The sequence below is a fragment of the Labilithrix sp. genome, from assembly GCA_019637155.1.
Classification (GTDB): domain Bacteria; phylum Myxococcota_A; class Polyangia; order Polyangiales; family Polyangiaceae; genus Labilithrix.
Genome location: JAHBWE010000001.1, coordinates 15,108 through 40,880, shown reverse-complemented (window position 1 = coordinate 40,880; position 25,773 = coordinate 15,108). Strand labels below are relative to the sequence as shown.

At 69.6% G+C, this 25,773-nt stretch carries 19 protein-coding genes and 1 pseudogene; 7 read left to right on the top strand and 13 right to left on the bottom strand.

The window, feature by feature from the left end:
• Positions 1–71: 71 nt before the first annotated feature.
• Entirely contained in the window at positions 72–2,648 is a 2,577-nt protein-coding gene (locus KF837_00170) for a HEAT repeat domain-containing protein (protein MBX3225686.1), read from the bottom strand.
• A 34-nt stretch (positions 2,649–2,682) separates the two neighbouring features.
• Between KF837_00170 and KF837_00165 the strand changes: the two are divergent.
• A pseudogene (locus KF837_00165) lies at positions 2,683–2,871 on the top strand (hypothetical protein).
• Positions 2,844–3,188 carry a hypothetical protein gene (locus tag KF837_00160; protein ID MBX3225685.1) on the top strand — a complete coding sequence of 115 codons (345 nt, stop codon included), beginning with the start codon at positions 2,844–2,846 and terminating at the stop codon, positions 3,186–3,188. Before KF837_00165 ends, KF837_00160 begins: the two are co-directional and overlap by 28 nt.
• Before the next feature lie 65 nt (positions 3,189–3,253).
• Here the strand turns inward: KF837_00160 and pilQ are convergent, their stop codons facing one another.
• From pilQ to KF837_00115, 9 genes are all read right to left on the bottom strand, one after another.
• Positions 3,254–5,548: a type IV pilus secretin PilQ gene (pilQ, locus tag KF837_00155; protein ID MBX3225684.1), complete on the bottom strand. Its 2,295-nt coding sequence runs from the start codon at positions 5,546–5,548 to the stop codon at positions 3,254–3,256.
• A 518-nt stretch (positions 5,549–6,066) separates the two neighbouring features.
• Complete coding sequence (locus KF837_00150; GenBank protein MBX3225683.1) at positions 6,067–6,666, bottom strand: pilus assembly protein PilP; 600 nt, start codon at positions 6,664–6,666, stop codon at positions 6,067–6,069.
• Complete coding sequence (pilO, locus tag KF837_00145) at positions 6,663–7,253, bottom strand: type 4a pilus biogenesis protein PilO (GenBank protein MBX3225682.1); 591 nt, start codon at positions 7,251–7,253, stop codon at positions 6,663–6,665. Before pilO ends, KF837_00150 begins: the two co-directional genes overlap by 4 nt.
• 2 nt (positions 7,254–7,255) lie before the next feature.
• The gene (locus tag KF837_00140; protein ID MBX3225681.1) at positions 7,256–7,936 is read right to left on the bottom strand and encodes a PilN domain-containing protein; all 681 of its coding nucleotides are present in this window, start codon (positions 7,934–7,936) and stop codon (positions 7,256–7,258) included.
• Positions 7,933–8,991, bottom strand: a complete 1,059-nt coding sequence (gene pilM / locus KF837_00135; GenBank protein ID MBX3225680.1) for a type IV pilus assembly protein PilM — start codon at positions 8,989–8,991, stop codon at positions 7,933–7,935. The genes KF837_00140 and pilM overlap by 4 nt, the downstream gene beginning before the upstream one ends.
• A gap of 139 nt (positions 8,992–9,130) precedes the next feature.
• Complete coding sequence (locus tag KF837_00130) at positions 9,131–10,201, bottom strand: ATP-dependent Clp protease adaptor ClpS (protein ID MBX3225679.1); 1,071 nt, start codon at positions 10,199–10,201, stop codon at positions 9,131–9,133.
• 107 nt (positions 10,202–10,308) lie between these two features.
• Positions 10,309–11,244, bottom strand: coding sequence for a hypothetical protein (locus KF837_00125; GenBank protein ID MBX3225678.1), 936 nt, complete (start codon positions 11,242–11,244; stop codon positions 10,309–10,311).
• Between the two features lie 1,053 nt (positions 11,245–12,297).
• Positions 12,298–13,920 (bottom strand): hypothetical protein, encoded by a 1,623-nt coding sequence (locus KF837_00120; protein MBX3225677.1) that lies wholly within the window; start codon positions 13,918–13,920, stop codon positions 12,298–12,300.
• 5 nt (positions 13,921–13,925) lie between these two features.
• Positions 13,926–15,188, bottom strand: coding sequence for a hypothetical protein (locus tag KF837_00115; protein ID MBX3225676.1), 1,263 nt, complete (start codon positions 15,186–15,188; stop codon positions 13,926–13,928).
• 452 nt (positions 15,189–15,640) lie between these two features.
• Here KF837_00115 and KF837_00110 point away from each other — a divergent pair, with 452 nt between their 5' ends.
• Complete coding sequence (locus KF837_00110) at positions 15,641–16,648, top strand: DUF882 domain-containing protein (protein MBX3225675.1); 1,008 nt, start codon at positions 15,641–15,643, stop codon at positions 16,646–16,648.
• A 217-nt stretch (positions 16,649–16,865) separates the two neighbouring features.
• Here KF837_00110 and KF837_00105 read toward each other — a convergent pair whose 3' ends face one another.
• A complete protein-coding gene (locus KF837_00105; protein ID MBX3225674.1) occupies positions 16,866–19,499 on the bottom strand; it encodes a hypothetical protein in 2,634 nt (877 codons plus the stop codon).
• A 317-nt stretch (positions 19,500–19,816) separates the two neighbouring features.
• Here KF837_00105 and KF837_00100 point away from each other — a divergent pair, with 317 nt between their 5' ends.
• Genes KF837_00100 through KF837_00085 form a run of 4 tightly spaced genes read left to right on the top strand, consistent with a single transcriptional unit; the run spans position 19,817 to position 23,886 of the window.
• Positions 19,817–20,890: an FIST C-terminal domain-containing protein gene (locus tag KF837_00100; protein ID MBX3225673.1), complete on the top strand. Its 1,074-nt coding sequence runs from the start codon at positions 19,817–19,819 to the stop codon at positions 20,888–20,890.
• Positions 20,891–20,936: 46 nt separating this feature from the next.
• Positions 20,937–22,175, top strand: coding sequence for an MFS transporter (locus KF837_00095; protein ID MBX3225672.1), 1,239 nt, complete (start codon positions 20,937–20,939; stop codon positions 22,173–22,175).
• Between the two features lie 38 nt (positions 22,176–22,213).
• Positions 22,214–23,179 carry a M28 family peptidase gene (locus KF837_00090; protein ID MBX3225671.1) on the top strand — a complete coding sequence of 322 codons (966 nt, stop codon included), beginning with the start codon at positions 22,214–22,216 and terminating at the stop codon, positions 23,177–23,179.
• 23 nt (positions 23,180–23,202) lie between these two features.
• Positions 23,203–23,886, top strand: a complete 684-nt coding sequence (locus KF837_00085) for an SDR family NAD(P)-dependent oxidoreductase (protein ID MBX3225670.1) — start codon at positions 23,203–23,205, stop codon at positions 23,884–23,886.
• On the opposite strand, the gene KF837_00080 is transcribed toward KF837_00085, so the two are convergent.
• Positions 23,883–24,800, bottom strand: coding sequence for an RluA family pseudouridine synthase (locus KF837_00080; protein MBX3225669.1), 918 nt, complete (start codon positions 24,798–24,800; stop codon positions 23,883–23,885). The two genes, KF837_00085 and KF837_00080, sit on opposite strands and share 4 nt — an antisense overlap.
• A 23-nt stretch (positions 24,801–24,823) precedes the next feature.
• Complete coding sequence (locus tag KF837_00075) at positions 24,824–25,750, bottom strand: serine/threonine protein kinase (GenBank protein ID MBX3225668.1); 927 nt, start codon at positions 25,748–25,750, stop codon at positions 24,824–24,826.
• Positions 25,751–25,773 lie beyond the last annotated feature (23 nt).

The window sequence follows — 25,773 nt, the reverse complement described above, 5'->3', positions numbered from 1 at the left end:
AAGCCGCAGCCTTGCGCACGCCCTTGCGCGACGAGGCCGCAGTTCAGTGCATACTGCAAATAATTTACAAGCTAGCGTTTGCGCTTGGCAGGCTTCGTTGCGGGCTTCGGCGATGCAGTGTGCGACGGCTTCGCCTCGAGCTTCGCGAGGCGGGCGCGGAGGTCCTTCGTCTCGTTCTCGAGCCGCTCGATCGCGTCCTCGAGCGACTTCTGGTTCTTGCGATCGCCGCCGAGGTCGCGCACCGCTTCGCGGATGCGACGGCGCACGCGCGGGTCGAGCTCGATCTCCGCGCGCGCACGGAGCGGCCCGCGCGCGCGCGCGTCGCCGAGATCGAGGAGCGCGCGCGCGACGTCGAGGCGCAGGATCGAGTCGGCGTCGTCGAGCAGCTCCTCGAGGTGCTCGCGCGCGCGACGATCGCTCGCGAGCTTCGGGATCGCGAGCGCCGCCGCGCGGCGGACGCGCGAAGGATGACCGTAGCGCGTGCGCGTGAAGAGATGAGGGAGCGCGCGATCGTCGCGCAGCGCCGCCAGCCCGTCGATCGCGCCCGCGGCGATGACGTCGGCCCACGAGGGACGCCCGACGACGTCGAGGAGCGTGTCGTACGCCGCGACCTGCCGCGTCTTGCCGAGCGCGCGCGCCGCCTCGGCCTCGACGAGGTAGCTCTCGTCGCGGAGCGCCTTCGGGGCGAGCGCCTTCACCGCGTCCGCCGTCTTGAAGCGCCCGAGCGCGTCGCAAACCGCGCGCCGAACCTTCGGGTGCTTCGCCTCGAGCGCGCGCACGAGGACGTCGAAGCCCTCGCGCGCGCGGATCTTCCCGAGCGACTCGGCCGCCTCGACGCGGACCATCCACGCCTCGTCCTCGTCGAGCACCCGCTCGCCGAGCGCCGCGATCGTGGGAGGATCGTCGATCTTCGCGAGCGCCGACGCGGCGAGCCAGCGGCCGCGCGCGGTCGGCGCGGCGGCGAGCTGGTTCCGCAACATGTCGGCGGGGGCCTTGAGCGAGACCTCGCCGAGGATCTGCATCTTCGGATCGACGACGACGAAGCGCGGCCGCGCCGGGCACGGGATCGCGAAGGTGTCCGCGCGCGAGGTGAGCCGCAGCTTCACCGGCTCGTTCTGCCCCGCGATCGCGAGGACGATCGGGACCTCGAAGACGCTCGGCACGCCGTCGGTCGCGGACTGCGTCTGCTTCGCCGCGCACATGAGCACGCCGTCGCTCCACGACAGCTCGAGCTCGACCTCGGGGTGGCCTGGTTTGTAGACGAGCTCCTCGAAGCGCCGCCCGAGGCTGCGCCCCGAGACCTCCTCGAGCGCACGCATCAGATCGCGCGTCTCCACCACCCCGCGCGCGTGGCGCTGCAGGTACGTCGTGACGCCCTTCCAGAACAGCGCGTCCCCGAGCTCGGTCCGGAGGACGTGGAGGACGAGGCCGCCCTTCTCGTAGAGGTGGCGATCGAAGAGGTCGAGCGGCGCGTCGTAGTCCTGGCACACGATCGGGCGCCGGTAGCGCCCCGTCGCCTCGCCGAGGTACGCGGCGAGGTCGTTCCGCACGCCGTAGTCGTACTCGTCCTTGCCGAGCACCTCCTCGCGCCACACGTGCTCCATGAAGGTCGCGAAGCCCTCGTTGAGCCAGCCCTCCGACCAGTCGCGGCAGGTCACGAGGTCGCCGAACCACTGATGCGCGAGCTCGTGGGCGATCAGGTCCTCGCTCGTGACGTCGATCGTCGCCCGCTCGTCGAGCAAGATGTGCTCGTACATCGTCGTCGCGGTCGTGTTCTCCATCCCGCCGAAGATGAAGTCGCTCACCACGACCTGCGCGTACTTGTTCCACGGGTACGGCACCTTCAGGAGCGCGGAGAAATGCGCGATCATCTGCGGCGTCCGTCCGAACGTGCGCTTGCCGTCGGCCTCGCGCCCCTTCGGCACGAGGTAGGTCACCGGCACGTCGCGATCGCCGGCGCGCACGGTGTCCGCGATCTCGGTGAACTCCCCCGCGACGATCGTGACGAGGTAGCTCGGGTGCGGCTCGTTCATCTTCCAGTGGAAGACCTCGTGTTTGCCCTCCATCTTCCGCGCGGCGAGCTCGCCGTTGGAGAGCACGTAGAAGCCGGCCGGCACGCGGACCTTCGCCTCCGTCGTCATCTTCACGTGCGGCTTGTCGTGGCACGGGAACAGGTGCCGCGCGTCCTCCTCCTGCAGCTGCGTCCACGCCTGCTTCGGGCGGCCCGGCACGTGCTCGTCGGCGTCGAGGAAGTAGAGGCCCTTCCGCGGCGTCGCGGCGTACGTGACGACGACGGAGGCCGCGTCCACCGCCGGGATGCTCACGCCGAGGAGACGCCCGTCGTACGTGTATTTTGCATCTTTTCCGTCGACCTCGACCGACGTGACGTCGAAGCCGATCGCGTCGAGCTCCACCGCCGTCGCCTCGGGGTCGACGCGGCGGAGCCGCAGCGTGGCGGCGCCGCGCACGCTCTTCTTCTCGAAGTCGAGCGTGAGGTCGAGGCCGATGTGCTCGATCGCGAACGGCCGCGGCCGCTCGAAGTGACGCGGGCTGTTCGGGAACGGAAACGGACGCGCCGCCGCCAGCGCGCCGTGCTCGTGGCCACAGCTCCCTGCGCAGCGCGCGTGAAGACGATGCTCGATGCCCATACGGGCGCGCAGTCTAATGGAGAAACGCTAGAACGTGCCTGCCAGACCGTTCGGCGCGAGCAGCTCGACCTCGACCCCGCGCCTCGTCACGACGACGAACGACGCCGGGGCGACCATCCCGTTCGGCGGTATCGACGCGCTCGCGGTCGGGCTCACGCACGCGTGCGTGAGCCACGACGCGAAGAAGCGCCTCTCGTGCTGGGGCAGCAACGGCGACGGACAGCTCGGGACGAGCGGCAGCTCACGTTCGACCCCGGCGGAGGTGCCGCTCCCGGCCAACCCGCTGGAGGTCGTCCGAGCCTCGTCGACCTCGGCGACAAGAAGGCGACCGCGCTCGCGCTCGGCGACGATCACACCTGCGCGATCGTCGACGACGAGACGGTGCGCTGCTGGGGCGCGAACGCGCTCGGCCAGCTCGGCAACGGCACGCGCGCCGAGTCGAGCACGCCGGTGCCGGTCCAGGGGATCACCGGCGCCACCGCCATCGCGTCCGACGCGAGCCACACCTGCGCCGTCACGAGGGCGGGCACCTTCTGCTGACGACCTCCCGGTGAGCCCTCTGCGGGAGAGCTCGAGAGGGCAGCGCCCTCTCGAACCAGCAAGACTCAGCGCCCGAGCGCTTCGGCGCGGTTGACGATGCGCGGCGTGATGAAGATGACCAACTCGTTGCGAGTGTCGCTCGCGCGGCGGCGCTGGAAGAGGATGCCGAGGATCGGGATGTCCCCGAAGAACGGGATCTGATCGAGGTTGCGGCCGGTGTTGCGCGTGAAGATGCCGCCGATGACCGCGGTGTGACCGTCCATCACGAGGAGGTCGGTCTCCGCCTCACGCTTGAGGATCGTCGGATCGCCGCGGGCCGAGGTCTGGTTGAAGTCGGGCTCGTCGCGGTTGATCTTCACGTGCATCGCGACGGAGCCGTCGGCGGTCACGTGCGGCTTCACGAGGAGCTGCAGCTTCGCCTCTTGGAACGTGGTCTGAACACCCTGCGCGCTGATCTGCGAGAACGGGATGAGCGTGCCCTGGCTGATGCGGGCGTCGCGGTTGTCGAGGGTGAGGATGCGCGGGCTCGACACGATGCGGAGGAGACCGCTCGCCTCGGCGGCGGAGAGGCGGAGACCGATGTTGAGGTTCCGGTCGATCGAGCCGAGCGAGAAGCCGATCGCGCCGCCCTGTCCGGTACCGACCGCGGCGGGGAGGTTCACCGCGAAGTTCGGCTGCGCGACGTTGCCCTGGAAGGGCGAGAGGCCGCGGGAGTTCGTGAGGTTGTCGTACGCGCCGCCGGCGCTCGTGACGTTCGCCGGGAACGCGAGGCCGGTCGGGTTGCCGGTCGCGGTCGAGAACGTGACGTCGCCGCCCCACTGGATACCGATGTCGCGGATGTAGCGGCTCGTCGCTTCGACGATGCGCGCCTCGACGAGCACCTGCGGGGTCTGCGTGTCGAGCGAGCGGACGAGCTCCTCGATGTTGTTCAGGTTGCCCGAGATGTCGCGCGTGATGAGGACGTTCGTGCGCTCGTCGACCGCGATCGATCCGCGCGGAGAGAGGAGGTCCTTCGCGCGCGCCTGCAGCTCGTCGGCCTGCGCGTAGCTGACCGGGATGAGGCGCGTCTCGAGCGGGGTGAGCTCGTACTCCTGCTTCGCGGCGGCGAGGCGGAGGTCGCGCTCCTTCTGCAGCGTCGCGAGCGGCGCGACGCGAATGAGGTTGCCGGCGCGGACCATGCCGAGGCCCTTCGCCTGGAGGACGACGTCGAGCGCCTGATCCCACGGCACGTTGCGCATGCGGATCGTGACGTTGCCGGAGACGTCGTCGGCGGTGACGATGTTCACGCGGCCGACGTCGGCGAGGAGGCGGAGGATGTTGTGGATGTCCGCGTCCTTGAGGTCGAGGTCGATGCGGCGGCCGGTGAAGCCGCGCGCCTGCCCGTTGAGCGTCGCGGTGAAGCCCGCCGCCTCGGCGCCGTCCTTCAGCTCGACCTTCGCGCCCTCGCCGTTGATCGAGGTCTCGATCTTCGGCCCCGCGTCGCCCTCACGCTCGCGCGCGACCGTGATCGACTTGCGGATCGGCGCCTTCGCCGTCTTCGCCGGCGCGTCGAACGCCCAGACGAGCTCCTTGCCCTCGACCGCGATCGAGCCCTGTCCCGCCGCGCCGTCGCGATCGATCTCGACGTACGTGACGTCGGTCTTCTCGTCGTACGACGTCGTTACGCTCTTGATCGCGCCCTTGCCCTCACCGACGTCGAGCGTCTTCGCGAGCGACTTCGGCAGCTGCATCTTCCGCAGCTCGAGCCGCGCGCGGCCGTTCGGCGCGACGCCGAGCGAGTAGCCGGCGATCTCCGTCGCCGACACGACGACCTTCTCGCACGACGACGAGCAGGGCGCCTTCGCGCTCTCGTAGCGGACGTCGACGAGCTCCGGGCCGACCGACTCGGTCTTGTTGTCGCTGTCCTTGATCCCGCCCGTCGCGGCGGCGGTCGAGGCCGCCGGCGTCAGCACGAGCCGAAGCGTGCTCCCCTCCGCGCGCACGCGGTAGAGGACCGGCTTCGTCAGGCTGATGCTGAGGCGGGTCATCTTCCCCGCCTGCGACGTGAAGGACTGGGTCATCACTCCGCCGACGACGCCGGTCGCGGTGGTGATCGCCTCCTTCACTCCCTGGACGTCCGCGTCCGAGATGTCGACGACGAGGCGCCGTCCGTTGGCCTCGACGCGAAGGTTGTAGATCGGAGCCGACGTGCCCACGACCTCGATCTCCGCCGCCCCCGTCGTCGTATCCGTCGCGCGAACCTTCACGTCGTGCACGTGGTTCGGCGTCCCGTCCGCCCAGGCCACCGCGGCCGAGAGGAGGATCGCCTGTGCGCCGACGAGGCTCAGCAGACGCTTGTGAATCGATCCGAAGTTACGCATGGCTACTCCGCGAACCCACCGTCGCACGCGCGGATCGGAACATCCCAATTTGTGGCGGACTTTCTTCAACGCAGGGGCTGCGCCCCTGCACCCCGCTCGCACGATGCAGAAAAACGTCAGAACGTTTTTCTGCCGCGTGCTCGCCTTCGACGCAGGAGTGCTGCCGGAGCCTCCCGACCATCATGCGCGCGGAGTGGGAGCGACTCGAGCGTGCGCTGACGGACGCGCAGCGAGAGCTCCTGCTCGCGGAGCCGGGGCCGGCGCCGGTGAGCTGGCCGCTCCTCAACGCAGGGGCTGCGCCCCTGCACCCCGCTCGCGCGATGCAGAAAAACGTCAGAACGTTTTTCTGCCGCGCGCTCGCCGATTTAACGCGACGTTCGCGCTACGTGTGAAGCGCCGAGGTCGTAGACGGGGCCCCAGAACGCGGCCGCCACAGCGGTTGCGAAGCAACCCGCGTCGGCGCGGGCCGTGTTCTGGGGTGGGGGTGTCGGGGGCGAAGCCCCTGACGTTGAGAACCCTTAGAGCTTCTCGCGCGCGTTGTCGCCGTCGGGGCGGAGCGCGATGACGCGGGAGGCCGGCGGGATGCCCGGCTGGGCGGGGTCTTCGCGCGTGAACACGATGTCGCCGTCGCGGACTTTGTCGACGCGCCAGTTGATCTGGTAGTCGGCGCCGTTCGCGCCGCCGATGTGCACGACCTCGGGGCGGCCGACCCAGTCGCCGCGCTTGATGACCCAGCCCTTGCCGCCCGGATCGACCATCATCGCGCGCGGGTACTCGCCGCCGGTGACGATCGCGACGAGCTTGAGCTCGTCGATCGAGTACTGCGGGAGGATCACCTCACGCTGGATCTTCCGCACCGCGTCCTTCTTCTGCTCCGGCGCGAGGACGTTCAAGTACGTGCGGAACGGATCGCGGTTGCGATCGCTCTCCGCGAAGTCGTTCTCGGCGAACTCCATCTTCGGCAGCGGGGCGACGCCGGCGTCGCCGCTCGCGGTGGCGCCCGCGTCCGCGGCGGCGGCGGCGGGCTTGGACGCCGGCGCGGTCGTCACCGGTGTGTCGCCGCAGGCGACGAGGAGCACCGCGACGGCCGCGGCGGAGAGGAGAGCGAGCGCCTTCACTTCTTGCCTCCGGGCGGGGGAGCGGCGGACTTCTTGAGCAGGTGGAACGTCGTCGCGACGCAGGTCGCCTTCATGATGACGTCCTCACCTTCGACCTTCGGGTCGCCGAGCTCGAGGTTCTCCATGTTGATGATGCGGTCCTGGCGGCCGATCTCGTACGCGAACTTCGCGATCTGGTGGAAGCGTCCGGTGATCTGGAGGCGCATCGGGACCTTCGCGTAGAAGGTCTGCGGGACCTCCTCTTGCGGCGTCCACGCCTTGAGGTCGATGCCGCTGATGTTCGACACGGTCTGGATCGCGGAGAGGAACGTCGCCGCTTCGGTGTCGGTCGGCAGGACCTTGTTCAGCTCGCGCTGCTTCTGCTGCCGCATCGCGAGCTCGTCGCGATCGGCGAAGTAGCTCGCCTGCGCCTGCTTCGTCTTCGCGAGCTCGGTCTCGAGCTCGCTCGTCCGCGCGCGCTCGCGGTCGGTGCGGGCGGCGACGTCGGTGTGGAGCAGGACGTAGTAGGCGATGCCGAGCAGCGCCACGAGGAGGCCACCGACGCCGATCTTCCCGACGATGGGGAGGCGGTTCAGGCTGAGAGCCATGGCTAGTACCTCACCTTCGCGCTCATCTCGAACTTGACGAGCTCGAGCTTGGTGGTGCTGTCGACCGCCTTCGACGCGGGCAAGAGGCGCACCTCGTAGAAGTAGTCACTGAGCGAGAGGCGGCGGAGGAACTCGGAGACGTCCTCGCCGTCGCGCGCGAAGCCGGTGAGCTTCACCTGGCGATCCTTCTCGTTGAAGCTCGCGAGCCAGAGGCGGCGCGGGTCCCAGCCCGGGTTCGGCACCGAGCCGGGGTTGTCGCGCTTCAGCTGCTCGAGCTTGTCGCGATCCACGGTGGGGCCGCGTCCCGGCGTCAGGATGTGCGAGAGCTCCAGCATCGTCGCGGTCGGGCCGGTCCGTGCAGACTGCAGCTTCTGGATCGCCTCCTCGCGATCGCGCAGCTCCTTGAGCTGGTCCTTGATCGACTGGTGCTGGGTGATGTCCCGCTTGATGTTCTCGATGTTCCCCTGGAGCTCGGTGTTGTGCTTCTGCACCTGCGCGAGCTTGTCCTGCTGCGTCTTGTAGACGAAGAGGAGGACGATGACCTCGAGGAGGATCGCGCCGAGGACGAACGCGAGCCAGATCTGGCTCTCGCCGTCTCCGCCGCCGCCGCCGACCTCCGGCGCGCCCGCTTCGCCGCGGCGCCGGAGCTGTTTCTTCTGCGGCAGTAGGTTGATGCGGATCATGAGCGGCGCTCCTTGTCGCAACGAAGCGAGAGGCCCAGCGCGACGACGAGCTGGGCCGCGCGCATGCGCATCTCTTGTTCGTTCACGTACTTCGGATCGACGCCGAGCGTCGACATCGGGTCGAAGACCTGGACCGGCACGTGGGCGCGCTTCTCGATCGACTGGCAGAGCGGCGCGAGGTACGCGCTGCCGCCGGAGACGTAGATGCGGCTGATCTCGGTCTCGCCGCTCGTGGCGAGGTAGAAGTCGAGGGAGCGCTGGATCTCGCCGGCGAGCCCGTCACACGCCGACTGGATGATCTGGTGCACTTCCTGCGGGACGATGTCGGTCGGCCCGCCGCCGCACTTGTACGCCTCCGCCTGCTCGAAGGGCACGTTGCACTGCTTCTGGATCTCTTCCGTGATCGAGTTCCCGGCGTTCGTGATCTCGCGCGTGAACGCGGACACGCCGCGCGACACGATGTTGAGCGACGACACCGCGGCGCCGACGTTGAGGAGCGCGATCGTGCCGTCCTCCGGCAGGCCGTGCTGGTACTCGAAGATGTTCTGGATCGTGAACGCGTTGATGTCGACGATGACGGGCTTCAGCTTCGCCTCGCGCACGATCGCGGCGTAGTCGTTGATCTCGTCCTTCTTCGCCGCGACGAGGAGGAGATCCATCTGCGCGGCCTCGGGCCGGCGCCGCAGCACCTCGTAGTCGATCGACATGACCTTGATGTCGAACGGGATGTGCTGCTCGGCCTCCCAGCCGATCTGCTCTTCGAGCTCCTCGTTCGTCATCATCGGCACCGTGATCTTACGCACGATGACGGACTGGCCGTAGACGCCGATCGCGACGTCCTTCTGCGTGATCTTCTGGTCGTGGAAGATCTTCAGCAGCGACTCGACGACGGCGCCGGAGTTCATGACGTGTCCGTCGATGATCGCCTGTGGCGGCAGGGGCGCGAACCCGTAGCGCACGACCGAGAGCTTCTTGCGCGACTCCTTGAGCTGCACGACCTTCACCGCGCTGGCTCCGATGTCGACGCCGACCAAGTTTTTGCCTTCGCCGAGCATATGCTTCGGCACAAAGTCTGACAGGCCACGCCTCCCGCCGTCAAAAACTCGGCGGCCTGCGCCGCACATTTAACGAGGAGCCGCCCCCACATCTCTCTCTCGTCCTCCCCTCCGGCTCCCCTTCCGGCTCCCCTCCGGCTCAGCTCTTCCCGGCGCGGAGGTCGACGCGGAGGATCGGGAGCTCGGCCCGCATGGCCCGGACGGCGTCGGCGGCGCGGGCCCCGTCGGCGACCGCAAGCACGAGAGATCCTTCGTGATGCACGCGCATCATGAGGGTGGCGGCCTCTTCCGGCGACTTGTCGAAGTGCCGCTCGAGCGCGCCGGTCACGTCTTCCTGCGTCGTGAAATCGTCGTTGTGGAAGACCACCTGCACCGGGCCGGGGACGGCGACGACGTCGGCGGGAGCGGCGCCGTGGACGTAGGAGAAGAGGAGATCGTTCCGGGATACCCCGGCGAGCTCCAGCGCGAGGTTGATCTCCGGCGCGCGGAGCATCTCGACGACGAGGAAGTCGATCCCGAGCTCGGTCCGCCGCGAGGCGTTCGAGCAGACGATCGCGTGCGCGATGCAATCTTCGAGGGACGCGAGACCGGCCGCGACGGCGGGGGCGATGCGGGCGCGAAGCTGATCGCGAACCGCCTCCGGATCGTGTCCGAGGCGCGCGAGCGCGTCGGCGAAGCGCCCATCGTCGGCCTCACGTCCGGCGAGCGCGACGAGCGCATGGTCGAGGAGGAGCCGCTCGTGCCCGCGCGCCGCCATGACCGCGAGCGCAGCGCCGACGAAGGCCTGAACACGCGCGACGTCCCACCGAAACGGCGCGAGGTCGACACGCGCGACGAGCCGCTCGAACACGTCGACCGCCCGCACCTGCTGGAGGAGCGCGGCCACGCCGCCCGCACGAGCCCGCTCGAGCAGCGCGCCCACGCGGGTGGGGCGCCCCGGCTCGATCGCGGCACGGAGGCCCTCGTCGATCGCGGGCGGCTCGCCGTCGCGATACCCACGAACCTCGGCGTCGCGCTCGAACGGCGCGAGGAGCCCTTCCGCGAAGCGTGCAATGCACACGTTCTCGCCCGTGAGGAGCTCGACGACGCCATCATGCTCGAGGAGCGCAACGAGCACATGCGCCTCCCCAACGCGCCGATGCCGCCGCGCCACCGCGATCGCCATCGCCTCCACGAGCAGCTCTTCCGCGAGCACCCCCACCTGCGTCATCCCCACGCGCCGACGCGCTCCCTCACACTTGGCATTCTGACGAACAAACGGCGAACGCGCCGGTGGTGAGCCGGCGCGTTCGTGCATGCGGGCGTCGTTCGCGCGCGTCAGTGCGTGACGGTGACGGCCGGGCAGTTGCCGTAGAACTCGGGGCCGGGGAGGCAGCCGAGCTCCTTCACGACCGTGATCGCCTTCGACGGCGGGACCGCCGGAATGCTCGGCTCGCCCTCGGGGAGGCCGAGCGTCCCCGGCGGGGCGTCCTCGAGGTTCGTCGACGGCGCGTTCGCGTTTGCGTTCGCGGGCGTCGGCGTCGCGGTGACGATCGCCTCGGCCTGGAGCGTGAGGCCCGCGGCGAGGCGCGTGCGGATGGTGTTGGTGCCGCCCTGGATCGTGACGGCGGTGCCGTTCTCGAGCGCGGTGGCGTCGAGGAACGAGTTCTCCGGGAGCTTCACCGAGACGACGTGATCGAAGCTCGGCGACTTGTCGATCACGTGAACGAGGTACGCGCTGCTCGGCGTGCCGACCGCGACGTAGTCGAGCGTCGGGCTCGCCGGCGTCGTCGGGCCCATCGGGCGGTTCAGGATGCTGCGCTTCACGGAGAACGTGACGTTCGAGTAGACGGGGCGACCGCCGGACTCGAAGTTGCCGAAGTAGATCGTGCCCCGAACCGTCTGGAGCGTGCCCGCGCCGAGGTCGTAGAGGGAGAACGCGGACGGACGAAGCGTGAAGTTGTTCGTGCTGAACGTGTTGAGGGCTTCGGCCGGAACGCCGGAGACGATCGCCACCTCGACGAGGACCTGCTTGTTGTGCGGGGCGGAGTACAGCGGGATGTGCTCGAGGTAGAGCTTCTCGCTGTTGCCGAAGAGGGTCATGCCGTGAACGCCGACGTGGCTGCCCGGCTGGCCGTCGGCGCCGACGGCCGATTCGGAGGTCCCTTCGTCGTTCGCGTCCTTCGCGTCCGAAGCGGCATTGCACGAGAACGTGAGACCGGCGACGGCGAGAACGGCAAGAATAGAGGAACGGCGGAGGAGGCTGGTCGACATGTCGGTCTCTCTAGTCCGTCGTGTGCCACTGTCCAGGTCGATTGATCCACCCCCACGCCCTCCCATCTCCCCTTGCGCAATTTTATCCATCAAATTCAGTCAGTTCGATTCTCCACACGGCGTTCATTCAACATGCGCAGACGCTTTTGAGACGCGCCAGCACCTCCGCGCGAACGTCACCCTTCGCTCACAAATCCCGACCTATACCGATACCGCCACACGAACAGGCCAAGCCCCTCGGACCCCCGGCGAACCCCGGAAAGCGATCCCACGAGCCTCGGAGGCGGATCAAGTCACCCGACGGGTGGCCCCATGACCCTGGCGAAAAGGTGGCCCCATGAGGGTGGCGATTTCCGCCAAATCCGGCCCCATGAGCGCGGCGATCGGCACGGAGCCCCACGAACACCCCGGAGGCGAAGACCCCTCGAACACCCCGGAGGCGAAGACCCCTCGAACAACCCGGAGGCGAAAGCACCGAAACCGCTTCCGATCGCTTCCGCCGCGCGCAAGCCGGGTCCGATCACCGGTTTCGTTCCCCGAACAACGCTCTAATAAATCGACAATTTCTACTTTAACATAAATATCGTCATAATCGGCACTAGTAACCGAGCTACTCTCTGAACTGCGTTCCCTTCTTGCGACCGCGCCGACGAGGTTGCCGCCGCCGCGTAGATTCGGCTCGTGGTGAGAGCCCATAGCTCGCTGATTGAGCGTGTCCTGCGACCGGCATCGCCGAACAGACACGACGATGCCATCGCCGAACGCGTGACTCCACGCACGACACAGATCGCCGCACTCGGCATCGACTCGAGAATGCACGCCACACACGATGCCCTTCGAAGGCGGATCCCCGCGCTCGAGAGCGCCGCCCCACTCCAGAGTGGGACAGAGCTACGATCTTGTCGGTAATCACGGTACGTGCGCGCGTCCGAGCGGCCGTCTTGTCGTCGACGAGGCGATGGACCTCCCTGACGGAATCGAGATCGACCTCGTCGGCGACGAGCTGGCCGCCTGGCTTCGAGCGGCGCCTGCGGGGCGTGGAGCCGCCGTGCGTCAGTGCGTGGAGTCGCCGCCTGGGGGCGCCATGGCGATCGGGGCGCGGACCGTCGGCGTGATCGGGAGCGGGAACGGGTTCTCCGGGCGCGGGAAGAGGGCGCGGGCGTCGGCTTGGCGGTCGGTCCAGCGCTGGGCGAGGGTCTCGAGGCCCGCGGCGGAGTCGAGCTGCTCGATCTCCTTGGCCAGGCGCGCCGTGATGTCGTCGAGGTACGCCAGCTCCGCCGCGTCGCGGGCGTCGGAGCTGACGTTCGGGGCGATGAGGGCGCGGATGAACGCGCGCTGCTCTGCCGTCGTCGTCGTCTCGTCGGCGTCGAGCGCGGCGAGGATGGCCGCGCGGATCGCGCCATCGACCGTTACGCCGGGGGCGAGACGCGAGGTCGCGTCGGCGTGGAGGGCGCAGCGGCGCGCCGAGAAGATCTCGTGCGTGTCGTCGAACACGCGCGTCGCGAGGACCGTGTCCGGCGTGAGGATGCCCTTCTTCTGCAGGAAGATCTCGACGCGCTTGTCGACCTCGGAGCGGACCGGGAGGAGCGTCCAGCTCGCGCCCGAGATCGGCGGGAGCGGCGGCTCGAAGCCGGCGTAGCCCGCGATGTGCTTGTCCATGAAGAGAGACATCGGCACGGTGTTGAACACCTGCTCGTAGTTCAGCGTGGTCTCGCAGAAGACCGAGCGGAGGAGGAGCGGGAGGCCGCCCGCGTCCTTGCCGTCGAGGACGCGCTGGCCGAAGCCCGAGCCGGGTACGCCCGGAATGCCCTCGACCCACATCGAGATCGAGGCCTTCGTGACCTGCTCGAGCTGGTTCGCGAGCGACGAGCGAGCGTGCTCGCCCGCGAACGGACGCGACTCGCTCACGAGCGCGCCGGTGAAGCCCGACAACCGCCGCGACATCGTCTTGTGGGAGCTGACCCAGTTGGTCCACGGCTCCGCGAGCTCGTTCATGACCGGCTCGCCGTTGATGTGGCAGTTGAAGCACTTGCGCTGCGGGAAGTCCTCCTTCGTCGCCGGCTGGCCGTCGACCTTCGTCCACTTCTGGACCGTGTCGTCCGCGAGCTTCACGAAGCGCACGACCGTCGCGTTGGACGTCGGCGTCGGGCCCGGCTCGAGCACGTAGAAGTTGAACTGACCGGTCGTGTTGTCGAGCGCCATGACCTCGACCGGGACGTCCGGGATCGAGTCGGCGAGCGGGAGCGACTTGTCGCTGACGAGCGCGACCGTCATCTCGAAGCTCTGGCGAAGGTTGCCCGGCTCCTGCTCGCAGCCGCCGATGACGAGGCGCGGAAGGAGGTCGTTCGCCTCCTCCTGCGCGCCCGTGATGCGGGTGCTCTTCTCCTCGACCGTCCAGATCTCGCGCGAGTCGCGGCGGTTGCACTTCCGGCCGACCTTGAACACCTCCTCGAAGTCGCCGAAGCGGCCCGGGATGTTGTTCGGCTGGGCGCGGAGGACCTTGCCGACGCGATCGTCACCGAGGATCGAGTCGAGCTCGCGCGCCTCGTCGAGCGGAGGCGCGATCACCGCGCCTTCCGCGGCGCCGGTCTCGCTGCCGACGGAGCAACCCGCCGCGCAAACGACCCCCCCCAGAACGGCGACGACAAGTCCGAGCGAGCTCGCGAGCTTCATCATCGACCTCAGTGCGTGCTACCGCCCGCGGGCTCCGTGACCGGCGGCGGCGGCGCGCCCTCGACGCGCGGCGACGTCGTGCCCTCGGTGCCCGGCTCGACGCCCGGCTCGCCGCCCGCGTTCGGCGACTCCTCGTCGCCCATGTAGCGGTCGCAGAACTCCGCCGTCGTCTGGCAGGTGCTCGGGCGCTGAAGCGCGCGGAGCGGGAGCTTCATGACGAGGTCGACGCCGAAGCGATCGCGGCAGAAGGTCTGGACCGAGCGGTTGTACGTCGGGTTGAGCGGGAGGTCGGCGACCTCCTGCTCCGTCACGTCGCAGATCGCGATGAAGGGATAGTCCGCGTTGTCGACCTTCGCGAGACGGCAGCTCGACGGGATGTTGTCGTCGACCCAGCCCGTCAAGGGGAAGCCGTTGAGCGACGAGGGCACCGACTGGAACTTGCACGAGCACTCGTTCGCCGCGCGCGACGTACGCGAGCAGATCATCGGATCCGAGTTGCGCCAGCTGGCGCCGCCCTGCGTGACGGCCATGCAGCTCGCGATGTCCTGCTGCGGCTCGTACTCGGGGTGACCCGCCTCCTTGACCGAGACGCCGAGCGCCTGGGCCTCGGCCCACTTCGACGCGTCGTTCAGGTTCGCCTTGCAGATCGTCGTGAGCTGCGCCGCGTTCGGACCGCCCTTCGCGGCCTCGAGGAAACACGCCGCCGTGCGGGCGCGCGTGGTCGCGGTCGTCGCCGCGGGGGCGCGCGAGCAATCGGCGAGGAGCTGCGTGGCGGCGCCGCGCGTGTTGAAGCCGAACTGCATGCGGACGACCGAAGCGGTCGAGGTCGCGCCGAGGTTCTCCGGCTTCGCCATCTCGCTCAGGAGCTTCGCGTCGACGCCCGACGCGTCCTTGAAGACGCTCGTGAAGACGCAGGAGAGCTTGCCGGCGCCCGCGACCATGTCGCTCGGCTTCTTGATGATCTTCCCGGCCTGGACCGCCTTGTACTCGCAGTACTCCTGGCCGAGGTCCGGATCGGTGACGCCCGGGACGTCGGCCACACCCCAGCGGATGGTGCCGAGCTCGAGGTCGACGTCGTGCACCGCCGCGTGACGCTTGAAGAGGCGGGAGCAGGACTCGGCGAGCGCGTAGTTGCCGGAGGGGCTCGGCGGCGTCGCCGCACCGTAGGCCGTCTCGAGGTCTTCCTCCGCCGGCGCGGAGCAGCCGGATGCCGCCACGATGACGGTCGAGAAGAAGGCAAGGGCAGCCGAAGCGGCGAGGTAACGGTTCATCAGTCTCTCCTCCAGTGTCGCGTCCGAGACGACCATGTGGGCGTCTTCGAGGGAGGGTGGAGTACTCACGCACCAGGTGGTGCGCAAAGAGATTCCGAGTTGAGACGCGAATTGGTTGGCGCTCCAAGTACCTACTTCTCTCACATTTCCGGGCAATGCAGCGCGTCAACCGGGTCAACCAACGGCAATCGATCGCAGATCCCGGTCGTCGCTGATCCAGCCAACGCCTGGAAATTGCCGGGCTTAGTGTGGCAACCTACAACGGCTCTTTCGTGGTCCATGAGCGGAGGAATCCATGCACGTCGGTGATGCACATACCTTGTCCTACACCTAGGTATGTATCTCACTGTTTTCGCCGCATCGTGCCGCATGAAGGGTGCGTGAAGACCTTTTCGCACTGGAGACGACATCGTCCTTGTTCCCGCTTCGTTTTGAAGTAAGAGGGGCGCCACATGCGGATCGGACTCTTCCTCGCGGCGGTGGGCGTGGCGTCTCTCTCCTCGAGCGCGGCCAGCGCGGACGTGCAGCACGTCATCGGCAAAGGGCACACGCTCCAGGCGATCGCGAACCGCTACCGGGTCTCCGTGAAGTCGATCGTGGAGGCGAACCACGTCAAGGATCCGAGGCACCTCAAGATCGGCGACATCCTCACGGTACCGAAGGCCGAGACGCCGAAGAAGGACGCCGCGAAGGACGAGAAGAGCGGCCTCGCCGCCAACGTCGCCGCGCCGGCGAAGGACGCCGCGAAGGACAAGAGGGACACGACGAAGGACAAGAAAGACGAGAAGGCGAAGGCCAAGTCCGCCAAGGACGACAAATCGGGCGACAAGGCGGAGAAGCCGAAGACGCCGGGGGTCATCCACATCAAGCGGCTGGGCACGACCGAGGAGGCGGACCTCCGCCTGGCCGATCGCGGCAACAAGATCTCCGCCTCCACCTCGAAGGCGATGGAGAAGATGCTCCGCTACCCCGGCGGCGCGAGCCACCCGATCGAGCCGCGCCTCATCTCGCTCCTCGGCGTCATGTCGAACCACTTCGGCAGCCGCAAGATCGAGGTCATCAGCGGCTTCCGGCCGTACACGCCGACGCAGTACACGCAGCACTCGAACCACAACCACGGCAAGGCGATCGACTTCCGGATCATCGGCGTCCCGAACGAGCAGGTGCGCGACTTCTGCCGCACGCTCAAGAACGTGGGCTGCGGCTACTACCCGAACAGCACCTTCGTGCACATGGACGTGCGCGACACGTCGGCCTTCTGGATCGACTACTCGAAGCCGGGCGAGCCGCCGCGCTACAACGCCGCCAACGTCGACGCCGACGAGGGCACGAGCGACGTCCACGGCGACGCCCACCCCGCCGCGAACACGCCACCGCCGGCGCCGGTCGAGGAGTCGACGCCCCCCTCCAGCCCGAGCGAGAGCGATCCGCCGCCGGCGACCAAACCCGCCGACGATTAGGCCTCTCGGCGGCGCATCACGGCGCGCACGACGCGGTGCCCGAGCTGGAGGACTCGCCCAACTCGCATACGCGGCTCTGCATCCTGGCATCGCGGTCGCCGGCGGAGCGTCGACGACCAACATCCGGAGTGGCGCGACAGCGCGATTGCGCTGCCCGGTGGCACATGGGGGCACGACGACGGAGACGCGTCGGTCGCTGAGCACGGCGCTGATCGAGTCACTTCTTCTTCGGCGCCGGAGGTTCGACGGGGTTCGTCGGCTCGAAGCGGAAGCCGCGTGGCAGGAGCGGCTTGCCCATCGCGTAGAGCGTCGTGTCGTCGTAGTGGGAGCGCGGCGGGGTGGGGGTGCCCGCGCGGAAGATCGAGCCGCGATCGCCCGCGCCGCGGTCGAGCGCGACGGCGCGCGTGCAGCCGGCGCTCGCGAGCGCCGCCGCGACGTCGCCGTTACGTGCAACATACACGCGCCCGGCCGCCGTCACCCCCAACGCCACCGCGGCCTCGCGGCCGGTCGGCTTGCCGTCGTCGAGCACGAGCGGGAGCTCCACCGCGTCGCCCTTCACGCCGAGCTGGAAGTCCTTCGCCGGCGCGATCGCGAGCGCCCCGTCCTCCGAGACCGAGAGCATCGCGGTCCCCTCCCCCTTCGTCTTCGCGAGGACCTGACCGTCCGCGCCGAGACCGCCGCCCGTCTTCGAGATGCCGAGCGTGAGCGCGAAGAGGACGCGGTGCGCGTCGTCGTCGGAGAGCTGGGTGCCGCGCGGCGGCGAGGCCTTCGCCGCCGGCGCCGCAGGGTCGTCGTCGCGCCGCCTCTTCTTCGACGCCGGCGTCGCGGTGGGCGAGTCCGAGTCCGAGGAGCCGAGCGGCTCCTTCGTCCCCGCGCGCACGCGGAACGACGCGCGCCCCGGCTCGATCGCGAGGAGCTGCGTGCTCCCCGCGAGGCCGCGCCACAGCCCCGGCATGTACGCCGGCGCGGGCTGCGCGCCCGGATCCGCCTCCCACGTGACGCCCTCGAGCGCGGGCGGCCGCGGGTCGTGGAGCGACATGAAGAAGAAGTCCTTGGGTGCGTAGAGGAGGTAGCGATCGGTGTCGATCCCCATCTTCGAATTCAAGAGCTCGCTCTTGTAGTCGCGACCCTTGAACGCGTTGATGTTCGTGTAGATGAACCCGGTGTGGTGCGGGTTCATGTCGAGGTGCATGCCGTAGACGCAGCCCGCCGCCTTCATCGCCTTGCCGAGGCTCGTCGCGCTCGTGTCGTCGCCCCACGCGTAGATCATGTGCCCCGCGTTCGTGACGCAGAGGCCCGTCCGCTCCGTCTGCATGCTCGTGCCCGGCAGCACGAAGCCCCACTGCCCGCGGTTCTGCGGGTTGACCTTGTCGTTGTCGACCAGCGGATCGAGGTTTTGGCGAAAGCTGACTATTTCGTCTTTTTCAACATCGTGGATGTGGCCGACCTCGGGCTTGCTGCCCCAAGACCCCATCCCGACGCGGCCGTCCTTCGTGAGGATGACCGACGCCGCGCCCGGCTGCGGCGGGAGCAACACGCGCTTGTTCAGCATCATGCCGTAGTTGCCGTGCTCGGTCTTGAAGCCGCCGTTGAAGCACGCGGCGATGCGCGGGACGAGGTTCGGATCGCGCGGGACGCGGCCGGTGCCGGGCGGGCCGGTGAGCGGCTTCGGGTCCTCGCTCCCCGCCTCCATCCCGAGATCGAGCTGCCGCATGTCCATCGCGACGAGGACGACCTTCGCGTACGGGCGGTCCTCGTCCGGGCGCACGAACGTCTCGTAGAACGGCGACGGCGGCTCCTCCTTCGCGCCGTGCGCCGGCATGCGCTTCACCCACGGCTGCTTCGGCGGACGCCACTCGCCCTCGCCCGGCTCGGGCGTCTTCCACATCGACTTGATCGCCGGCGGCGGCCAGTGCCCGAGATCGAGCGAGGCCTCGGACGTGTCGAGGATCGCGGCCGGCTGCGGCACCTCCGGCTCCATCGCGAGCGCGTCGCCGTCGCTCTTCATCTTGAAGAGCGCCTGCTTCGCCTCGTCGCGGAGGGCGAACGTCTTCTCTTCGAGCCACGCGATCGGCGCGGGGCCGATCCACGGCACCGCGCGCACGGTGTCGACCGCCCAGTGCACGAGCGCCTTCGGCAGGTGCTTGCCCGCCTCCGCGCGCAGCCCCGGCACGTCCACCAGCTCGCCGGTCGCGAGGTCGAGCCGCGCCCGCCGCGAGACCGCCGGAGAGCGCGCGTCGTCGGCGAGCTCGATCGCGAGCGCGCGATCGTCGATCGCGAGCCCCACCCGCTCCGCCGGCTGCTCGAACGTCACGTCGATGCGGCCGATGCCCGCGCCGCTGCCGGTCTGCTGCACGTTCGTGACCCAGCCCATCGCGCGATCGGAGAGCTTCGTCGCCGAGCTCTGCACGCCCTCGCCGGCGAGATCGAGCATCGTCACGCTCTGCTCCTTGCCGTAGGCCCACGTCGCGTAGGCCGCGCGCGAGCCGCTCACGACGAGCGCGTGATCGTCGCCGATCGTCGTCGACGTGAGGTTGTAGATCGCGCCGACCCCGACGACCTTGCCCTCCGGCGAGACACGGACCCGCGCGCGGTACACGTCACGCGGACCCGCGCGCTCGGCGCTCCCGAGGAACAGCACCCAACGGCCGAGGAAGAGATCGCCGAGCGCGCCCTCGGACGGCTGCCAGCGGAGATCGTCCGCGTTCACCGTGATGCCGCCCGCGTTCGCAGCGAGCAGCGCGGCGAGCGACTTCGGATCGGCGGCGCTCCCGTCGTAGAGCGAGACGAGGACCGCGACGACGCCGACGCCGCCGAGCAGCGCGCCGCGGCGCAGGAGCCCATCTCTCAACGTCGGTGCTGCTTGGCGAAGAGTGGACACGTGCGGCTCGTCGGAAACGCGGGCTCAACGTTTTCCAAGTCTCGCTCGGGATGTCAAGGTTACGGCTTAAGCGCCGCTTACCGCGGCCGTAGGATAGATCGGGGTCGAGGCGAAGGGGCCGTCGCGCTATAGTCGGCGCGGGATCGGGGGTTTGGGGGATGCTCGTTTTTGGAAGTGGGATGAGCGCGGCCGCGACCGCGCGTGAGGCCGCAACGCAAGCTGCGCTCGAGGCGAGGAGAGCGTTCGAGGCTCCTCGAACGCCCAAGCTCGCGATCGTATTCGCGTCCGTGAGCTACGACGACACCGACGTCGCGGCCCGCGCGGTGCGCGACGTGGTGGGAGACATTCCCATCGTAGGTGGGACGTCGGGCGCCTGCGTCATCGGTGCCTCGAGCATCGCGTCGCGCGGCGTCTCGGTCGTGCTCCTCGGCGGGGAGGACATCGAGGTCGCGACCCGCGCGGCCGCGCTCGAGTCGCCCGAGCTCATGGACGTGGTCCCCGCCGCGCGCGGCGTCGCGGAGGCGGCGGACGAAGCGGCGAAGCGCGGGCTCGACCACTACTCGTGCCTCGTCTTCGCGCCCGGCATCGGCGTCGACGGCGAGGCGCTCGTCGCGGCGGTGCGCAAGGGCCTCGGCGCGCGCGCGCAGCTCGCCGGCGGCTTCACCGGCGACGACCTGACGATGGATCGCCCGCGCGTGTTCGTGCGCGACGAGCTCCGGCGCGGCGAGGTCGTCCTCGCCGGCCTCTTCACGAAGAAACACGTCGGCATCTCCGCGCGCCACGGCTGGCGCGCGGTCGGACCGAAGCGCACGGTGACGCGCGCCGACGGACCGCGCCTCCTCGAGCTCGACGGTCGCCCCGCGCTCGAGGTCTGGCTCGAAGACGCGCTCAAGGCGGGCGCGGTGCTCCCGCCTTCGCCGAAGGACCTCCTCCTCTATCTCGCGAACCACTACGAGATCGGGATCACCGACGCGACGACGACGACGTCGGCCGAGGTCGTCGCGCGCGCGCCGTGGGCGCTCCACCCCGACGGCTCGGTCACGCTCTCCGGCTCGGTCGGCGAAGGACGGCACATCCGCCTCGTGCACGCGAGCCGCAAGGACCTGCTCCGCGCGTCCACCAACGCGGCGTCGGACGCCGTGCTCCGCGCGGGGAGCCAGATCGCCGGCGCGCTCGTGTTCGCGTGCGCCGGTCGCCTCGCCGCCCTCGGCGACGACTTCGCGGAGGAGCCGCGCAGCATTCGCGAGCGCGTCGCGGCGCCGATCGGCGGCGCGTGCGTGTTCGGCGAGATCGCGAAGACGGAGCGCGACGTCGACGCGTTCTTCAACACGACCGCGGTCGTGGTCGCCTTCGCGGCCTGAGCGCTCGTGGTAGGCATCGGCGGAGCGGCGCGCTATCTACGGCGGCGTGTCCGATTCGACGCGCGCCTTCGGTGCGCTCCGCCTGCCGGCGTTCCGCGTCTTCGTCGTCACCTTCATGCTGACGATGATGGCCGACAACATCGAGCACGTGATTAGCTACTGGGTCGCGTTCCAGCAGTTCCACTCCGCCGCGCTCGGCGGGTTCGCGGTCGTCTCGCACTGGCTCCCGTACCTGCTCTTCTCGGTCGCCGTCGGCGCGCTGAACGATCGCTTCGACTCGCGCCGCCTCATCCAGATCGGCGCGGTCCTCTTCGCGCTCGTGTCGCTCGGCTGGGGCTGGTTCTTCCTCACCGGCACGCTCCAGATCTGGCACGCGATGGTGCTCCTCGTGCTCCACGGCTGCGCGGGCGTGTTCTGGATCACCTCGAGCCAGGTCCTCCTCTACGACATCGTCGGGCCGGAGATGCTCCCGAGCGCGGTGCGCCTCAACGCGACCGCGCGTTACCTCGGCGTCCTCGTCGGCCCCGGCATCGGCAGCTTGATGCTCCGCACGCTCGGCCCGACGAAGGGGATCTTCCTCAACGCGGCCTTCTATTTGCCGCTCATCCTCTGGCTCGTCCGCGCGCCGTACGGCCGCCACTTCCGCGGTGAGAGCGGCCCGCCGCGCCCGGTCCGCGGCATCAGCGACGTCGTCGCGACCGTCAAGGACGTGCGACCGATCCCGATCCTCGTCTCGATGATCGTGCTCGCGGGGGCCGCCTCCTTCTTCATCGGCAACAGCTACCAGGCGCAGATGCCGAGCTTCGCGACCGACCTCGGCCACGGCGATCCGGGCGTGACGTACACGATGCTGCTCGCCGCCGACGCCGCGGGCGCGCTCGTCGCCGGCGTCCTCCTCGAGAGCGGCCGCCGGCTCGCGGCGGTGAAGGTGTCCTCCGCGCTCGTCCTCGCCGCGGGCTGGGGCGCGTCGCTCGGCGCGTTCGCCCTCACGCGATCGTACCCCGTCGCGCTCGCGTTCCTGTTCGCGGCGGGCTTCTTCGAGCTCTCCTTCAGCAGCATGACGCAGACGATCGTGCAGATGAACGCGCCGAACGCGATCCGCGGCCGCGTGCTCGGCCTCTTCAACATGTCGTCCGCCGGCCTCCGCACGTTCAGCGGCGTGACGGTCGGCCTCCTCGGCAGCCTCGCCACCGTGCACACGTCGCTCGCCCTCGCTTCCGCCGTCTTCGTCGCGACCGCGCTTTTCCTGCTCTTCCGCCTGCGGTCCGCGCCGAGACCGGTCTGAGACGGGCGCAAGTCCGCGCCGCGACTACGGAAGACGCGGTGCTCCGCCTCCGCTCCGTCCTGTTCGCGCTCGTCGCCGCCGCCGCGTGCAGCGCGCCGGTGGAGGAGGCCGCGACGACGACGATCGACGAGGTCCGCCTCGGCGACGCGACCGATCCGATCGAGCACCTGCGCGTCATCGCCGGACCGCAAGCGAACGGGCGCGCGACGCCGTCGCCCGGGCTCGACTTCGCGAAGGCGTACGTGATCGCGGAGTGCAAGCGCGCGCAGCTCGCCGGCGGCCTCGGCGACGACGCGTTCGAGCAGCCCTTCGCGCTCCCCGACGGCGCGCGCACGAGCAACGTCCTCGCGCTCCTCCCCGGCGCGGGACCCCACGCGAGCGAGACGATCATCGTCTCCGCGCACCTCGATCACCTCGGCCCCGGCTTCCCCGGCGCGGACGACAACGGCTCCGGCTCCGCCGCGATGGTCGCCCTCGCGCATCGTCTCCCGAAGACGCTCGACCGCACCGTCGCGCTCCTCTGGACCACCGGCGAAGAGAAGGGCCTCCGCGGCTCGGCGTATTTCGTCGACCACCCGCTCCCGACCCTGCCGCTCGCGCGCCTCGTGCAGGACATCAACCTCGACGCGATCGGTGCGTTGCAAGATACACGTTTCTCGCTCCTCCCCGACGGCACCGCGCGCTCCGCCCTCACCGTCGATCTGTTCCGCGAGGCGGCGGCGGAGATGGAGCGCCCGTTCACGCGCGTGAACCACGACCTCGACGCGTACCGCACGCGCACCGACGCGTACTCGTTCGTCCGCCGCGGCGTCCCCGCGATCTGGGTCTCCGAGGGCCTCACGAACCCGAACGGCGGCGGCTCCCTCATGCCGCGCTACCACAAGCCCACCGACACGGTCGAGAACATGCTCGCCGAGAACGGCGGCAGCAAGCTGCGGCGCATGACGGAGCTCCTCGCGCGCACGATCGAGAAGCTCGCGGCGGCGGACCTCGCAACCGAGTAGCGCGAGCGTGCATCGGAGCCGCCATGGCAAAGACGATCCTCGTGGTGGGGTACGGTCCCGGCATCTCGTCGGCGGTCGCGCAGAAGTTCGGGGCAGAGGGCTTCCAGGTCGCGCTCGTCGCGCGGAACAAGGAGCGGCTCGACGCCGGCGTGAAGGCGCTCGAAGCGAAGGGCGTGAAGGCGGCCGCGTTCGTGGCCGACGCGGGAGACCCCGCCGCGATCGCGGGCCTCGTCGAGAAGGTGCGCGCCGCGCTCGGGCCGGTCACCGCGCTCCACTGGAACGCCTACGGCGGCGGGCCGAAGCCGCTCGCCGAGGTCAAGCCGGCGGACTTCGACGCCGCGCTCACCGTCGCGACGAAGAGCCTCGTCGCCGCGGTGCAGGCGACGCTCCCGGACCTCGAGGCGAACAAGGGCGCCGTCCTCGTCACGAACGGCGGCTTCGGCTTCTTCGATCCGAACGTCGACAAGTTCGCCGCGAGCGCCGGCTTCGGCCTCCTCGCCGCCGCGAACTCCGCGAAGCACAAGCTCGTCGGCGTCCTCCATCACGAGCTCGCGCCGAAGGGCGTCTACGTGGCGGACGTCGTCGTCACCGGCTCGGTGAAGGGCACGGCGTGGGATCAGGGGGACGCCACGCTCGAGCCGAGCGCGATCGCGGACCGCTTCTGGGCGCTCTCCCTCGAGCGCAAGGACGCGACCACGACGATCTAAGGCAGGAGCGCCTGCATGTCGGCGGGCAGGTCGGAGCTCACGTCGAAGCGGAGCTCCGGCTGGCCCTCGCCTTCGAACGCGACGCGGGACGCGTGGAGCGCGTGACGCGGGAGCGACTCGTCGATCCCGTAGAGGCGATCGCCGGCGAGGGCGTGCTCGATCGACGAGAAGTGCGCGCGGAGCTGGTGGCGCACCGCGCGCGGCGCGGTCGCGCGGACGAGCGCCCAATCGCCGGCGCGACGCACGACCGTGAACTTCGTGAGCGCCGGGCGCGGCGCGTAGCGCATCACGTCGCGCGGGTGGACGCACGGGTAGACGCGCTTCTTGTCCTTCGGGTGGTTCGCGATCGGATGCTCGATCATCCCGTCGTCGGGCAGCCCTTCGCTCGCGCAAATGAGGAGGTACTCCTTCTGGAGCTTGTCGGACTGCAGCGCCTCGCGCAGCACCTCGAACGCCGCCGCCGTCCGCGCGACGACGACGAGGCCGGAGGTGTCCGTGTCGAGGCGGTGCACGATGCCCGGCTCGAGCGGCGAGTAGCCCACGCCCGCGAGCTCGGGGTAACGGCCGACGAGCGCGCCGGCGAGCGAGCCCTTCTCGTCGCCGCGGAGCGGAGCGGTCGGCTGGCCGGCCGGCTTCTCGACGACGAGGAGCGCGGACGTCTCGTGGCGCACGGCGAGCGGCGCGTCGGGCTCGGGGAGACACGCCTCGTCGGCGCTGCGCGCGATCGAGCCGTCGAGCGTGATGACGTCGCCGGCGTTGACGACCGCGCCCTTCGGCGCGCGCCTGCCGTTGAGGCGCACCTCGCCGTCCTCGACCGCGCGCTTCACCCGCGCGCGCGAGGCGCCGTCGACGAGCGCGACGATCGCCTTGTCGAGACGCGAACCGCCGAGCGACTCCGTGACAGTGACTTCGATGGTGGCCATGAGCGGCCGGAACCTTACACCATCGCGCTCGACGAAGGCGGAGGCTCCGACATCGGCGGATCGAGGACGGCGCAGGCGGCGCGGAGCGCGCGGCGCATCGAGACCGCGTCTTGCCACCGCGCCGCAGGGTCGAACGCGAGCGCGCGGTCGACGACGGCGACGAGCTCGGGCGGAGCCCACGGCGCCGCGACCGCGAGCGAGCGCGCCGGCTTCATCGCGGCGGCGAGGAGGCGCTTGTGCGGATCGCGTGCAATATGCACGTATTCGCCGGACAGGAGCGTGAACAGCGTCGCGCCGAGCGACCAGAGGTCCGATCGCGCGTCGATCGCGCCGCGCGCTCCCCGCGCCTGCTCCGGCGACATGAACGACGGGCTCCCCACGACGAGCCCCTCGATGCTCTTCGTCTTCGGCGCGCACGGGCCCGGCTCGAAGATGCGCGCGGTCCCGAAATCGAGGAGCTTGAGCTCGCCGTGCGTGGTCGCGAACACGTTCTGAGGCTTGAGGTCGCGGTGCACGACGCCCGCCGCGTGCACCGCGCGGAGCGCGGAGAGGAGCTCCTCCGCGATGAGGACGACCGCGTCGAGCGGGAGCTTCCCGCCCATGTGGAGGCGGCGCTCCTCGAGCGTCTCGCCTTCGAGGAGATCGAGGACGAGGTAGATCGATCCGTCGCAGACGCCGTCGCCGTGCACGCCGACGATCGCGCGGTGGCGGATCGAGCCCGCGACGTAGGCCTCGTGGAGGAAGCGCTCGACGACGAAGGGATCGTCCGAGAGCGGCCGGTGGAGGATCTTCACCGCGCGATGGGCGCCTTCACGGCCGACCGCCTCGTACACCGCCGAGGTCGCGCCCCAGCCGAGGAGCTGCTCGAGCCGCCACTGTCCGCCGAGGAGAGAGCCGACGCGAGCGAGATAACGCGCTCGAGATTCGGCGGCGGGGCCCATCACTCTCTATAGTAGGAGAAGGT

What these genes read in the sequence shown, in the direction of transcription:
- KF837_00170 (MBX3225686.1), bottom strand. Translation starts at nt 2,648, where the DNA reads ATGGGCATCGAGCATCGTCTTCACGCGCGCTGCGCAGGGAGCTGTGGC.
- pilQ (MBX3225684.1), bottom strand. Translation starts at nt 5,548, where the DNA reads ATGCGTAACTTCGGATCGATTCACAAGCGTCTGCTGAGCCTCGTCGGC.
- pilO (MBX3225682.1), bottom strand. Translation starts at nt 7,253, where the DNA reads ATGGCTCTCAGCCTGAACCGCCTCCCCATCGTCGGGAAGATCGGCGTC.
- KF837_00140 (MBX3225681.1), bottom strand. Translation starts at nt 7,936, where the DNA reads ATGATCCGCATCAACCTACTGCCGCAGAAGAAACAGCTCCGGCGCCGC.
- pilM (MBX3225680.1), bottom strand. Translation starts at nt 8,991, where the DNA reads ATGCTCGGCGAAGGCAAAAACTTGGTCGGCGTCGACATCGGAGCCAGC.
- KF837_00130 (MBX3225679.1), bottom strand. Translation starts at nt 10,201, where the DNA reads ATGACGCAGGTGGGGGTGCTCGCGGAAGAGCTGCTCGTGGAGGCGATG.
- KF837_00125 (MBX3225678.1), bottom strand. Translation starts at nt 11,244, where the DNA reads ATGTCGACCAGCCTCCTCCGCCGTTCCTCTATTCTTGCCGTTCTCGCC.
- KF837_00120 (MBX3225677.1), bottom strand. Translation starts at nt 13,920, where the DNA reads ATGATGAAGCTCGCGAGCTCGCTCGGACTTGTCGTCGCCGTTCTGGGG.
- KF837_00115 (MBX3225676.1), bottom strand. Translation starts at nt 15,188, where the DNA reads ATGAACCGTTACCTCGCCGCTTCGGCTGCCCTTGCCTTCTTCTCGACC.
- KF837_00110 (MBX3225675.1), top strand. Translation starts at nt 15,641, where the DNA reads ATGCGGATCGGACTCTTCCTCGCGGCGGTGGGCGTGGCGTCTCTCTCC.
- KF837_00085 (MBX3225670.1), top strand. Translation starts at nt 23,203, where the DNA reads ATGGCAAAGACGATCCTCGTGGTGGGGTACGGTCCCGGCATCTCGTCG.
- KF837_00075 (MBX3225668.1), bottom strand. Translation starts at nt 25,750, where the DNA reads ATGGGCCCCGCCGCCGAATCTCGAGCGCGTTATCTCGCTCGCGTCGGC.